The 13245-nt window shown below is 72.5% G+C and carries 12 protein-coding genes; 9 read left to right on the forward strand and 3 right to left on the reverse strand.

The annotated features are described in order from the left end of the window. Positions 1-28 precede the first annotated feature (28 nt). The 9 genes from yvcK (at position 29) to pgi (ending at position 9608) form a co-directional block, all read left to right on the forward strand. Complete coding sequence (gene yvcK, locus LIX60_RS25500) at positions 29-1051, forward strand: uridine diphosphate-N-acetylglucosamine-binding protein YvcK (RefSeq protein WP_227962918.1); 1023 nt, start codon at positions 29-31, stop codon at positions 1049-1051. Further along, positions 1042-2052: a DNA-binding protein WhiA gene (gene whiA, locus LIX60_RS25505; protein ID WP_227960964.1), complete on the forward strand. Its 1011-nt coding sequence runs from the start codon at positions 1042-1044 to the stop codon at positions 2050-2052. Before yvcK ends, whiA begins: the two co-directional genes overlap by 10 nt. A 243-nt stretch (positions 2053-2295) precedes the next feature. Next, positions 2296-3300 (forward strand): type I glyceraldehyde-3-phosphate dehydrogenase, encoded by a 1005-nt coding sequence (gene gap / locus LIX60_RS25510; RefSeq protein ID WP_043463156.1) that lies wholly within the window; start codon positions 2296-2298, stop codon positions 3298-3300. A 111-nt stretch (positions 3301-3411) separates the two neighbouring features. Further along, positions 3412-4614 (forward strand): phosphoglycerate kinase, encoded by a 1203-nt coding sequence (pgk, locus tag LIX60_RS25515; protein WP_227960967.1) that lies wholly within the window; start codon positions 3412-3414, stop codon positions 4612-4614. Between the two features lie 6 nt (positions 4615-4620). Further along, positions 4621-5409, forward strand: coding sequence for a triose-phosphate isomerase (tpiA, locus tag LIX60_RS25520; RefSeq protein WP_227960970.1), 789 nt, complete (start codon positions 4621-4623; stop codon positions 5407-5409). 130 nt (positions 5410-5539) lie between these two features. Then, a complete protein-coding gene (gene secG, locus LIX60_RS25525) occupies positions 5540-5770 on the forward strand; it encodes a preprotein translocase subunit SecG (RefSeq protein ID WP_019709568.1) in 231 nt (76 codons plus the stop codon). Between the two features lie 160 nt (positions 5771-5930). Further along, positions 5931-6266, forward strand: coding sequence for an RNA polymerase-binding protein RbpA (locus LIX60_RS25530; protein ID WP_078649359.1), 336 nt, complete (start codon positions 5931-5933; stop codon positions 6264-6266). 288 nt (positions 6267-6554) lie between these two features. After that, entirely contained in the window at positions 6555-7895 is a 1341-nt protein-coding gene (locus LIX60_RS25535) for an MFS transporter (protein WP_227960972.1), read from the forward strand. Positions 7896-7955: 60 nt separating this feature from the next. Further along, positions 7956-9608, forward strand: coding sequence for a glucose-6-phosphate isomerase (gene pgi, locus LIX60_RS25540; RefSeq protein ID WP_227962919.1), 1653 nt, complete (start codon positions 7956-7958; stop codon positions 9606-9608). Positions 9609-9707: 99 nt separating this feature from the next. Here the strand turns inward: pgi and pgl are convergent, their stop codons facing one another. The 3 genes from pgl to zwf are packed head-to-tail and all read right to left on the reverse strand — an operon-like array spanning position 9708 to position 13242. Continuing rightward, positions 9708-10490 (reverse strand): 6-phosphogluconolactonase, encoded by a 783-nt coding sequence (pgl, locus tag LIX60_RS25545; protein WP_227960974.1) that lies wholly within the window; start codon positions 10488-10490, stop codon positions 9708-9710. Further along, positions 10487-11722 carry a glucose-6-phosphate dehydrogenase assembly protein OpcA gene (opcA, locus tag LIX60_RS25550; RefSeq protein WP_227960977.1) on the reverse strand — a complete coding sequence of 412 codons (1236 nt, stop codon included), beginning with the start codon at positions 11720-11722 and terminating at the stop codon, positions 10487-10489. The genes pgl and opcA overlap by 4 nt, the downstream gene beginning before the upstream one ends. After that, positions 11719-13242 carry a glucose-6-phosphate dehydrogenase gene (gene zwf, locus LIX60_RS25555; RefSeq protein WP_019709574.1) on the reverse strand — a complete coding sequence of 508 codons (1524 nt, stop codon included), beginning with the start codon at positions 13240-13242 and terminating at the stop codon, positions 11719-11721. The genes opcA and zwf overlap by 4 nt, the downstream gene beginning before the upstream one ends. Positions 13243-13245: the final 3 nt, after the last annotated feature.

Below are 13245 nucleotides of genomic sequence, written 5' to 3' on the forward strand. Positions count from 1 at the left end.
CCGGCTGGGCGGACGGGTCCGGCGGCTGATGCCGGCGCGCACCGGCCACACGGCCTCCCGCGCGGGCCACACCGTGCGGCGGCGGGGGATGAACCCCAAGGTCGTCGCGCTCGGCGGCGGGCACGGCCTGTCCGCCTCGCTCGCCGCGCTCCGCCGCATCACCGGCGACCTCACGGCCGTCGTCACCGTCGCCGACGACGGCGGCTCCAGCGGCCGGCTCCGCGACGAACTCGGCGTGCTGCCGCCGGGCGATCTGCGCAAGGCCCTCGCGGCGCTCTGCGGGGACGACGCATGGGGCCAGACCTGGGCCCGCGTCGTCCAGCACCGCTTCGCGGGCGAGGGGGACCTCCAGGGCCACGCCGTGGGCAATCTGCTGATCGTCGCCCTCTGGGAGCAGCTCGGCGACCACGTCCAGGCCCTGGAGTGGGTCGGCCGGCTGCTGGGGGCGCACGGCCGGGTGCTGCCGATGTCCGCGGTCCCGCTGGAGCTGGAGGCGCTGGTTCGGGGCCACGACCCGGCCCGCCCGGAGGACGTGGACACCGTCCGCGGCCAGGCCACCGTCGCGCTCACCCGCGGCGAGGTGCAGTCCGTGCACCTCGTCCCGGCCGACCCGCCCGCGGTGCCGGAGGCCGTCGAGGCGGTCCTCGACGCGGACTGGGTGGTGCTCGGCCCCGGGTCGTGGTTCTCCTCCGTGATCCCGCATCTCCTGGTCCCGGAGCTGCTCGACGCGCTGACGGAGACCAAGGCCCGCCGCGTGCTCTCGCTGAACCTCGCGCCGCAGCCCGGTGAAACCGACGGCTTCTCCCCGCAGCGTCATTTGGAGGTTTTGGCCCGACACGCACCTAAACTCGCCTTCGACGTGGTGCTGGCCGACGAGGCCGCCGTGCCCGACCGCGACAGTCTCACCGAAGCCGCCGAGCGGCTCGGCGGCGCGGTCGAACTGGCGCCGGTGGCCGCGCCGGACGGCTCGGCCCGGCACGACCCCGAGCTGCTGGCCGCCGCGTACGACCGGATTTTCAGGATGCATGGAAGGATCGGCCCATGGCGATGACGGCAGCGGTGAAGGATGAAATCTCCCGGCTCCCCGTCACCCGGACCTGCTGCCGGAAGTCGGAGGTCTCGTCGATCCTGCGGTTCGCGGGCGGCCTGCACCTCGTCAGCGGCCGGATCGTGATCGAGGCGGAGCTGGACACGGGAATCGCGGCGCGCAGGCTCCGCAAGGACATTCTGGAGATCTTCGGACACGCGTCCGACCTGGTGGTGATGGCCCCCGGCGGGCTCCGGCGCGGCAGCCGCTACGTCGTCCGCGTGGTGGCGGGCGGCGACCAACTCGCCCGTCAGACGGGGCTGGTGGACGGCCGCGGCCGACCGGTGCGCGGGCTTCCCCCGCAGGTCGTCTCCGGCGCCACCTGTGACGCCGAGGCCGCCTGGCGCGGGGCCTTCCTGGCGCACGGCTCCCTCACCGAGCCCGGCCGTTCCTCCTCCCTCGAAGTCACCTGCCCCGGCCCCGAGGCCGCGCTCGCCCTGGTCGGCGCGGCCCGCCGGCTCGGCATCGGCGCGAAGGCCCGCGAGGTGCGCGGTGTCGACCGGGTGGTCGTCCGTGACGGTGATGCGATCGGCGCGCTGTTGACGCGGCTCGGCGCCCACGAGTCCGTACTGGCCTGGGAGGAGCGGCGGATGCGCCGCGAGGTGCGGGCCACCGCCAACCGCCTCGCCAACTTCGACGACGCCAATCTGCGCCGCTCGGCGCGCGCCGCCGTCGCGGCCGGCGCCCGGGTCCAGCGGGCGCTGGAGATCCTCGGCGACGACGTGCCGGAGCACCTCGCGGCGGCCGGACGGCTGCGCATGGAACACAAGCAGGCGTCCCTGGAGGAGTTGGGGGCGCTCGCCGACCCGCCGCTGACCAAGGACGCCGTGGCAGGCCGCATCCGGCGGCTGCTGGCGATGGCCGACAAGCGCGCCCAGGACCTCGGCATCCCCGGCACCGAGGCCGGTCTCACCGAGGACATGGCCGAGGAGTTCTCCGGGGAGATGGCCGGCCAGCTCCACTGAAGTCCCGTCAGTTCCCCGCGCCCGCCGCGCTGTCCGCGGGCGGCGCCGGACCGGTGCCGGGGCGCCCGGCCGGCCCGCTCCGGACGGGCTCCGCCGGGCCCGCTGTCCGCATGGCGGGACCGGGCCGGGAGGGCGGCGCCAATGTCACGAACGTCCTCTCTTAGGGGTAGGGTCGGTGGTGGTCGGGGAATCCCATACAGCTCGCCGGTGTCGCAACCGGCGTACCAACGAGGAGATCGGTTCGTGACGATCCGCGTAGGCATCAACGGATTCGGCCGCATTGGCCGCAACTACTTCCGGGCCGCCCTGGAGCAGGGTGCGGACATCGAGATCGTCGGTGTCAACGACCTGACCGACAACGCGACCCTGGCGCACCTGCTCAAGTACGACTCCATTCTGGGCCGTCTGCAGGCCGAGGTCAGCCACACCGAGGACACCATCACGGTGGGCGGCAAGACCTTCAAGACGATGGCTGAGCGGGACCCGGCGAACCTGCCCTGGTCCGAGCTCGGCGCCGACATCGTCATCGAGTCGACCGGCATCTTCACCAAGCGTGACGACGCCGCCAAGCACCTGGCCGCCGGCGCCAAGAAGGTCCTCATCTCCGCGCCCGCGAAGAACGAGGACATCACCATCGTGATGGGCGTCAACCAGGACAAGTACGACGCCGCTCAGCACCACGTCATCTCCAACGCCTCCTGCACCACCAACTGCGTGGCCCCGATGGCCAAGGTGCTCGACGAGGCCTTCGGCATCGTCAAGGGCATGATGACGACCGTCCACGCCTACACCAACGACCAGCGCATCCTCGACTTCCCGCACAAGGACCTGCGCCGCGCCCGCGCCGCCGCGGAGAACATCATCCCGACCTCCACGGGCGCCGCCAAGGCCACCGCGCTGGTCCTGCCGCAGCTCAAGGGCAAGCTGGACGGCATCGCCATGCGCGTCCCGGTCCCGACCGGCTCGGTCACCGACCTCGTCATCGAACTCGATCGCGAGGTCACCCGCGACGAGGTCAACGCCGCCTTCCAGAAGGCGGCCGAGGGCCAGCTCAAGGGCGTCCTGGAGTACACCGAGGACCCGATCGTCTCCTCGGACATCGTCAACTGGCCGGCCTCCTGCACCTTCGACTCCCTGCTCACCATGGCGCAGGGCAAGCAGGTCAAGGTCGTCGGCTGGTACGACAACGAGTGGGGCTACTCCAACCGCATGGTGGACCTGACCACGTTCGTCGGCGGCAAGCTCTGACCACCGCCGCACCGGACAGCTCGACATGAGACAGCAGGGCCCGCGGCCACACGCCCGGGCCCTGCTGCCTGATCAGGCACCCCGGCTCACGGGTTCACAAGGAGTCCCCTCATGAAGACGATCGACGACCTCCAGGTGGCGGGCAAGCGGGTCTTCGTCCGCGCCGACCTCAACGTGCCGCTCGACGGCACCACCATCACCGACGACGGCCGCATCCGCGCCGTCCTCCCGACGATCGCCCGGCTCGCCGAAGCGGGCGCCAAGGTGATCGTCGCCTCCCATCTGGGCCGCCCCAAGGGCGCCCCGGACCCGAAGTTCTCCCTCGCCCCCGCGGCCGCGCGCCTCGGCGAACTGCTGGGCCGGGACGTCGCGTTCGCGGCCGACACCGTGGACGACGGCGCCCGCTCCACCGTGGAGGGGCTCGCCGGCGGCCAGGTCGCCGTCCTGGAGAACCTCCGCTTCAACCCGGGCGAGACGAGCAAGGACGACGCCGAGCGCGGCGCCTTCGCCGACCGGCTCGCCGCCCTCGCCGACCTCTACGTCGGCGACGGCTTCGGCGCGGTCCACCGCAAGCACGCCTCCGTCTACGACCTCCCGGCCCGCCTCCCGCACGCCGCCGGCGGCCTCATCGCCACCGAGGTCGGCGTCCTGAAGAAGCTCACCGAGGACGTCAAGCGCCCGTACGCCGTCGTGCTCGGCGGTGCCAAGGTCTCCGACAAGCTCGGCGTGATCGACCACCTGCTGGGCAAGGCCGACCGCATCCTCATCGGCGGCGGCATGGCCTACACCTTCCTCAAGGCCCAGGGCCACGAGATCGGCGGCTCGCTGCTGCAGGAGGACCAGGTCCCGGCCGTCCGGGAGTACCTCACGCGGGCGAAGGAGCAGGGCGTGGAGTTCGTGCTCCCCGTCGACGTGCTGGCGGCCGCCGGGTTCCCGGACCTGAAGACGAAGGCCCCGGCGAACCCGGTCACGGTCTCCGCGGACGTCATCCCGGCCGACATGCAGGGCCTGGACATCGGTCCGGAGACCCGTAAGCTCTTCGCCTCGAAACTCGCCGACGCGGCCACCGTCTTCTGGAACGGCCCGATGGGCGTCTTCGAGCACCCGGACTACGCCGAGGGCACCCGCGCGGTCGCCCAGGCGCTCCTCGACAGCCCGGCCTTCTCCGTCGTCGGCGGTGGCGACTCCGCCGCCGCCGTGCGGCAGCTGGGCTTCGACGAGAACGCTTTCGGCCACATTTCGACCGGCGGTGGCGCGAGCCTCGAGTACCTCGAGGGCAAGACGCTCCCCGGCCTCGCCGCACTGGAGGACTGACCCCGCATGACCGCTCCCGCCCACGGCCGCACCCCGCTCATGGCGGGCAACTGGAAGATGAACCTCAACCACCTCGAGGCCATCGCGCACGTCCAGAAGCTCGCCTTCGCCCTGTCCGACAAGGACTACGACGCCGTCGAGGTCGCCGTTCTGGTGCCCTTCACCGATCTGCGCTCGGTGCAGACCCTGGTCGACGGCGACAAGCTGAGGATCGCCTACGGCGCCCAGGACGTCTCCGCCCACGACAACGGCGCCTACACCGGCGAGATCTCCGGCTCCATGCTCGCCAAGCTGAAGTGCGCCTACGTCGCGATCGGCCACTCCGAGCGCCGGCAGTACCACGGCGAGGACGAGGAGATCGTCAACGCCAAGGTCAAGGCCGCGTACCAGCACGGCCTGACCCCGATCCTCTGCGTCGGCGAGGGCCTGGACGTCCGCAAGGCCGGCAACCAGGTCGCGCACACGCTCGCCCAGGTCGACGGCGCCCTGAAGGACATCCCGGCCGAGCAGGCCGCGTCCATCGTGATCGCCTACGAGCCGGTGTGGGCCATCGGCACCGGCGAGGTGGCCACCCCCGAGGACGCCCAGGAGGTGTGCGGCGCGATCCGCGGCCGCCTGGCCGAGCTGTACAGCCGGGAACTGGCGGACGGGGTCCGGATCCAGTACGGCGGCTCGGTGAAGTCCGGCAACGTCGCGGCGATCATGGCGCAGCCCGATGTGGACGGGGCCCTGGTCGGCGGCGCGGCGCTGGACGCCGACGAGTTCGTCAAGATCGTCCGGTTCCGCGACCAGTAAAGAGACCGGGAAGTAGGCCGGACAGCACAGTCCGGCGTACTCTGTCGGGGGCCGGGACGGCACACAGCCGCCGGCCCCCGAACTGTCGCAGTCAGCCGTCAAGCCCGAGAGAGTTGGTCCAGTCGTGGTTATGGGGTTCTCGATCGCCCTGATCATCTTCAGTGGTCTGCTGATGATGCTGGTGCTCATGCACAAGGGGAAGGGCGGCGGTCTGTCCGACATGTTCGGCGGTGGCATGCAGTCCTCCGTCGGCGGGTCCTCGGTGGCCGAGCGCAACCTCGACCGCATCACCGTCGTGATCGGGCTCCTGTGGTTCGTCTGCATCGTCGCTCTGGGGATCCTGATGAAGCTGGACAGCTGACGGATCGTCGTGTTCGCGGCCTATCATGGGCTTGCGTCCGCGGGGCGGATTTTGTAACTCCGGCCACTGGACGCGCGTTGGGCCTTGCATAGACTGGGGCGCCCGGTAGCTGAGCTGCCTACCGATGCTTCGCAGCACCATCACGCAGGGAGTTACGACCGTGGCAAGTGGCAACGCGATCCGTGGAAGCCGGGTCGGCGCGGGGCCGATGGGGGAGGCCGAGCGGGGCGAGTCCGCTCCGCGCCTCCGCATCTCCTTCTGGTGCTCGAACGGGCACGAGACGCAGCCGAGCTTCGCCAGCGACGCGCAGGTCCCCGACACCTGGGACTGTCCGCGCTGTGGCTTCCCCGCCGGTCAGGACCGGGAGAACCCACCGGACCCGCCGCGCACCGAGCCGTACAAGACCCATCTCGCGTATGTGCGGGAGCGCCGCAGCGACGCCGACGGCGAGGCGATCCTCGCCGAGGCGCTGGCCAAGCTCCGCGGCGAGATCTGAGCCCCCGCGCGACACCGGCCGGACACCGGCACGACGACTTTCCACGGCCCGGCCGCCAGGGCGACCCCTGGCGGCCGGGCCGTCCGCCGTGTACGGCACGGGGGCGGCTCCGAGCCCTGTGAGCCCCCGAGCCGACTGAGGACCGGAGAGCCGTATCCGAGGCCCCGGATGAGGAATGTTCCCGATGCCGCTGTCAGTGCCCGCGGCTAGGTTCTCCGGCGTACGGGAGACATCCAACATCCACGGGACCGGGGCCGGGGCGGCGGGCGGCACGGCGGGGGAGCGGTGATGAGCGCGGAGACGGGCACGGGCAGCACGGGTACCGGCACTGGCACGGCCACCGGCACGGACGCGGGTGCGGGAGCCGGGCCGGAGACCGGGCCGGGTGCGGCGGAGGCCGCCGGCCCCGCCGTACCCGCCTGGCGGGGCGGGTTCGGACGGCTGTGGGCGGCCGCCGTCCTGTCCCGCTTCGGTGACGCCCTGCGCGGGGCGGCGCTCCCGCTGCTCGCCGTCCGGCTCACGGACGACCCGTTCCTCGTCTCGCTGGTGACCGCCTGCGGATTCCTCCCCTGGCTGCTCTTCGGGCTGCTGGGCGGGGCCGTGGCGGACCGGGTGGACCAGCGCCGGGCCATGTGGTCGGTGGACGTCCTCCGGGGCGTGCTGATGGCGGCCTTCGCTCTCGCCGTGGCCCTCGGTCTCGCGACGATCGCCCTGCTGATCGCGCTGGCCTTCGCGCTCACCACCCTCCAGACCCTCTTCGACAACGCGGCCACGGCCCTGCTGCCCTCCGTCGTCCCCGGCTCCGCGCTCTCCTCGGCCAACGCCCGGCTGATGACCGGCCAGCAGATCGCGGGGTCGTTCCTCGCCGCGCCCCTGGTGCCGGCGGCGCTGGCCCTCGGTGCGGCCGTGCCCTACGCCGCCGACGCCGCGACCTATCTGGCGGCGGCGGCGCTCATCGCCTCCCTCCGCGTCACCGCGCCCGAACGGGAGCCGCGGTCCCCGGGCCGGACCCTCCGCCGGGACATCGCCGAGGGCATCCGGGTGCTGTGGCGGGACCGGGTGCTGCGGTCGCTGTGCCTCTCCAACGCGCTGTCCAGCGTGGGCATGGGCGCCCTGATCGCGACGCTGGTGCTCCATGTGACGGGCTGGCTGGGCGCGGGGGAGACGGGCTACGCCGCCGTCCTCACGGCCTACGGCGCCGGCAGCGTCCTGGGCGGCCTGGTCGCCGGACGGGTCACCCGCCGGGCCGGGCAGGCCCGCGCGCTGTTCCTCGGTCTCGTCCTGCAGATCGGCTGTCTGGTCGTGCTCGGTTCGGTCCGCGGTCTGCCCGCCGCGCTGGCCGCGCTCGGGGTCTTCGGTGTCATCGGCATGGTCTGGAACGTCACCGAGGTGACGATGATGCAGCAGCGCAGTCCGGCCGGGATGCTCGGCCGGGTGAGCGCGGCGAGCCGCACCCTGTCCACCGGCAGTGCCCCGCTCGGTGCCGTGCTGGGCGGCGCGGCCGCCGCGGCCTGGGGGCTCAACACCCCCGCCCTGCTGACGGCGGCCCTCTTCGCGCTCGGCGCACTGGCGTTGATACCGGCCCTCCGCGCCCCGGACCGCGAGGGGACACCTCCTGCCGCCGCGTGATCCCTTAGGTTGGGAGACGCAGTGGGGGCTCGTACGAGAAGAAGTGGGTCGATGTCCGAGATGAACGCAGAAGGCCGCGGCAGGCTGGACCGCATGCCGGAGTGGGCCGCGTTGGCTCAGCACCGGGAGAAACTGGGGGAGGTGGGACTGCGGGAGCTCTTCGCGGGCGACCCGGAGCGCGCCGGGCGCTACTCCCTCCGGGCCGGTGACCTCCATCTGGACTACTCCAAGCACCTGGTGACCGACGAGACGCTCGCTCTGCTGCGCGAGCTCGCGGCGGCGGCCGGGGTGGCCGGTCTGCGGGACGCGATGTTCCGCGGCGAGAAGATCAACAACACCGAGGGCCGGGCGGTGCTCCACACCGCGCTGCGCGCCCCGCACGACGCGGTCGTCGAGGTGGACGGGGAGAACGTGGTCCCCGCCGTCCACTCCGTCCTGGGCAAGATGTGCGTCTTCGCCAACAAGGTCCGCGGGGGCCAGTGGACGGGCCACACCGGCAAGCCCGTCCGGGCCGTCGTCAACATCGGCATCGGCGGCTCCGACCTCGGCCCGGCCATGGCCTACGAGGTGCTGCGGCCCTACACGGCGCGTGAGCTGACGTTCCGTTTCGTCTCCAACATCGACGGCGCCGATCTGCACGAGGCGCTGCGCGACCTGGACCCGGAGACGACGCTGTTCGTCATCTCCTCCAAGACCTTCACCACCATCGAGACCATCACCAACGCCACCAGCGCCCGCAGCTGGCTGCTGGACGGGCTCGGCGGCGACGAGGCGGCGGTCGCCCGGCACTTCGTGGCGGTGTCGACCAACGCCTCGGAGGTCGCGCGGTTCGGCATCGACCCGGCCAACATGTTCGAGTTCTGGGACTGGGTCGGCGGCCGGTACTCCTACGACTCGGCCATCGGGCTGTCGCTGATGATCGCCATCGGCCCGGACCACTTCCGCGAGATGCTGGCCGGCTTCCACCTCATGGACGAGCACTTCCGCTGCGCGCCGCCGGAGGAGAACGCCCCGCTGCTGCTCGGCCTGCTGGGCATCTGGTACGGCAACTTCCACGACGCCCAGTCGCACGCCGTGCTCCCGTACAGCCACTACCTCTCCCGGTTCACCGCCTACCTCCAGCAGCTCGACATGGAGTCCAACGGCAAGTCCGTGGACCGCGAGGGCCGCCCGGTGAGCTGGCAGACGGGCCCGGTCGTCTGGGGCACGCCCGGCACCAACGGGCAGCACGCGTACTACCAGTTGCTCCACCAGGGCACCAAGATGATCCCGGCCGACCTCATCGGCTTCGCCCGCCCGGCCGGCGAACTCGACGACCGGCTCGCCGCCCAGCACGACCTGCTGATGGCCAATCTGTTCGCGCAGGGCCAGGCGCTCGCCTTCGGCAAGACGGCCGAGGAGGTCGAGGCGGAGGGCGTACCGGCCGAGCAGGTGCCGCACCGCACCTTCCGCGGCAACCACCCCACCACCACCATCCTGGCCCCCGAGCTGAACCCCTCGGTCCTCGGCCAGCTGGTCGCGCTCTACGAGCACAAGGTCTTCGTGCAGGGCGCCGTCTGGAACATCGACTCCTTCGACCAGTGGGGCGTCGAGCTGGGCAAGGTGCTGGCCAAGCGGATCGAGCCGGCTCTCACCGAGGGGGCCGAGGTGCCCGGTCTGGACGCCTCCACGGCCGCCCTCGTCTCCCGCTACCGCGCCCTGCGCGGACGCTAGTCACGCCGCTCGGGACACGGAACGGCCCGGGACCGGGTGCACGGTGGTGCACGGTCCCGGGCCGTTCCCGGTACGAGCGGCCGAGCCGCGGGCGACGCGTCAGGGCGAGGCGGGCGGGTACATCTCGCGCGGCAGTCCGGCCGCGGCGGCCCGGTCGAGCAGCCACAGGGTGCGCCGGGTGCCGTACGCGCCCGCCGCCGGCACCTGGATCTCCCCGGCGCCGGAGAGCGCGAGCGCCACCGCCTTGGCCTTGTCCTCGCCCGCTGCCAGCAGCCACACCTCGCGGGCCGCGCGGATCGCGGGCAGGGTCAGCGAGATCCGGGTCGGCGGCGGCTTGGGGGCGCCGTGCACCCCGACCACCGTCCGCTCCGTCTCCCGTACGGCCGACAACTCCGGGAAGAGCGAGGCCACATGGGTGTCCGGGCCGACCCCCAGCATCAGCACGTCGAAGGCCGGCACCGGACCGTGGTCCTCCGGGGCGGTGGCCCGTTCCAGCTCGGCGGCGTACGCCGCGGCCGCGTCGTCCACGTCCGCGCCGTGCGGGCCGTCGGAGGCGGCCATCGGGTGGACCCGGGCCGGATCGAGGGGCAGCGCGTCCAGCAGGGCCTCGCGGGCCTGGGCCTCGTTGCGCTCGGGGTCGTTCGCGGGCAGGAAGCGCTCGTCGCCCCACCACAGGTCGATCCGCGACCAGTCCACGGCGTCCCGCGCCGGTGACGCGGCGAGCGCGGCCAGCAGCCCGTTGCCGTTGCGGCCGCCGGTGAGCACCACCGAGGCGGAGCCGCGCGCCGACTGGGCGTCCACGATCCTCGTGATCAGCCGGGCCGCGGCGGCCCCGGCCATGAGTTCCTTGTCGCGGTGGACGACGATCTGCGGAGCGCTCACAGGGCCGGCCTCCCGGCGGGGCCGCCCGGGCCGCCCGGATCCTTGCGCGGCGGCTGCGGCCGGACGCCCTCCAGGGGCCGGGCCCCCGGCGGCGGAGGCGGCGGCGACGGCGGGGCGGCGGAACCGGCGGATCCGGCGGAACCGGCCGGACCCGGCGGCGCGGGCCGCGGGGCCTCCAGCGCCCGGTGGGCCGGGGCCGACGGCTTCGCCGGCTCGGGCTCGGGCTCGGGTGGCGTCCGCCCGGCCGCCGGCGCCCCGGCCGCCGGTGCCGACCGCGCCCCGTTCACCGTCTCCGGCTGAATCGTCTGCTTGCCGAGCCGCCCGGCGCCGAATCTGACCGTGGCGGCGAACGCCTCGTCGGGGTCGAGCCGCCGCAGCTCCTCCGCGATCAGCTCGGAGGTCTCCCGCCGCTGGAGCGCGACATGCCGGTCCGGCTGCCCCGGCATCTTGAGCGCCGCCAGGGATCCGTCCGCCCGGTGCAGGCAGATCTCGCCCTCACCGGTCGTCAGCCGGACGGCCGTCAGGCCCGGCCCCGCCGACACCTTGCGGGCCACGGGCACCTTCAGCCGGTCGGCCAGCCACAGCGCCAGCAGCTCACTGCTCGGGTTGTACGCCTCGCCCTCGACCACGGCCGACTCGACCGGCGCGTGCCGCTGGTCCAGCGCGGCCGCCAGGACGCTGCGCCACGGGGTGATGCGGGTCCACGCCAGGTCGGTGTCGCCCGGCGTGTACGTCTCGGCCCGCAGGGCGAGTGTGGAGACCGGGTCCTCGGTGGCCGAGGCGTCGGTGATGCGCCGGGCCGCCAGCTTGCCCAGCAGGTCCTCGTTGGGGTGCGCCGGGGCGTCCTCCGGCCACCACACGACCACGGGGGTGTCCGGCAGCAGCAGCGGCAGGACGACCGAGTGGGCGTGGTGGGCCAGTTCGCCGTGGAGCCGCAGCAGCACCGTCTCGCTGGTGCCGGTCTCCCCGCCGACCCGCACCTCCGCGTCCAGCCGGGCCAGCTTGCGGTCCCGCGGCGAGCGCCCCGGCCGCTTGATGACCACGAGGATGCGCGAGGGGTGCTCCTGGGAGGCCTGGCTGGCCGACTTCAGCGCGTCGTAGTGGTTGCCCTCGTCGGTGACGATGATGAGGGTCAGCACCATGCCGACGGCCGGTGAGCCGGCGGCCCGGCGCGCCTTCACCAGGCTGGAGTTGATCTGGCTGGAGGTGGTGTCCGTGAGGTCGATGTTCATGGCCGGCGCCAGCTCCGTCCGTCTCGTGCGAGCATCTCGTCCGCCGCCCTGGGGCCCCAGGTGCCGGCGGTGTACTCCTCCGGCTTGCCGTGGGTGTCCCAGTACTCCTCGATGGGGTCGAGGATGCGCCAGGACTCCTCGACCTCCTGGTGCCGCGGGAAGAGGTTGGCGTCGCCCAGCAGCACGTCCAGCAGCAGCCGTTCGTAGGCCTCGGGGCTGGAGGTGGTGAAGGACTCGCCGTACGCGAAGTCCATGGTGACGTCGCGGATCTCCATCGAGGTGCCCGGCACCTTGGAGCCGAACCGGATGGTGACGCCCTCGTCCGGCTGCACCCGGATGACCAGGGCGTTCTGCCCCAGCTCATGGGTGTCGGTGGTGTCGAAGGGCGAGTACGGCGCGCGCTGGAAGACGACCGCGATCTCGGTGACGCGGCGGCCCAGCCGCTTGCCGGTGCGCAGGTAGAACGGCACCCCGGCCCAGCGGCGGTTGTCGATGGAGAGTTTGATGGCGGCGTAGGTGTCGGTGCGCGAGTCGCGGCTGATGCCCTCCTCCTCGCAGTAGCCGAGCACCTCCTCGCCGCCCTGCCAGCCGTGCGTGTACTGGCCGCGCACGGTGTGGGCGCCCAGGTCCCCGGGGAGCTGGACGGCCTTGAGGACCTTCAGCTTCTCGGTCACCAGCGCCTTGGCGTCGAAGGAGGACGGCTCCTCCATCGCGGTCAGGGCCAGCAGCTGGAGCAGGTGGTTCTGGATGACGTCCCGGGCTGCGCCGATGCCGTCGTAGTAGCCGGCCCGGCCGCCGATCCCGATGTCCTCGGCCATCGTGATCTGCACATGGTCCACGTAACTGCGGTTCCAGATCGGCTCGAACATCGTGTTGGCGAAGCGCAGCGCCAGGATGTTCTGGACCGTCTCCTTGCCCAGGTAGTGGTCGATCCGGAAGACGTCACCGGGCTTGAACACCTGGTGGATGATGTGGTTGAGCTCCCGGGCGCTCTCCAGGTCGTGGCCGAACGGCTTCTCGATGACGGCGCGCCGCCAGGAGTCGCCCTGCCCCTCCGACAGCCCGTGCTCCTTGAGCTGCCGGACGACGGTGGGGAAGAACTTCGGCGGCACCGAGAGGTAGAAGGCGAAGTTGCCGCCGGTGCCGCGGGCCTTGTCGAGCTCGTTGATGGTGGCCTTCAGCTTGCGGAAGGCGTCGTCGTCGTCGAAGGTGCCCGGGACGAAGCGGAAGCCCTGGCTCAGCTGCTGCCAGACCTCCTCGCGGAACGGGGTCCGGGCGTTCTCCTTGATGGCGTCGTGGACGACCTGGCAGAAGTCCTGGTCCTCCCACTCCCGTCGGGCGAACCCGACCAGGGAGAACCCCGGCGGCAGCAGTCCGCGATTGGCCAGATCGTAGACGGCGGGCATCAGCTTCTTGCGGGACAGATCCCCCGTGACGCCGAAGATGACCAGACCGGACGGCCCCGCGATGCGCGGGAGCCGCCGGTCCGACACGTCACGCAGCGGATTGCTGCTGCTCAATGT

It is taken from the genome of Streptomyces sp. S07_1.15 (assembly GCF_020739505.1).
In the GTDB taxonomy this organism is placed as follows: domain Bacteria; phylum Actinomycetota; class Actinomycetes; order Streptomycetales; family Streptomycetaceae; genus Streptomyces; species Streptomyces xinghaiensis.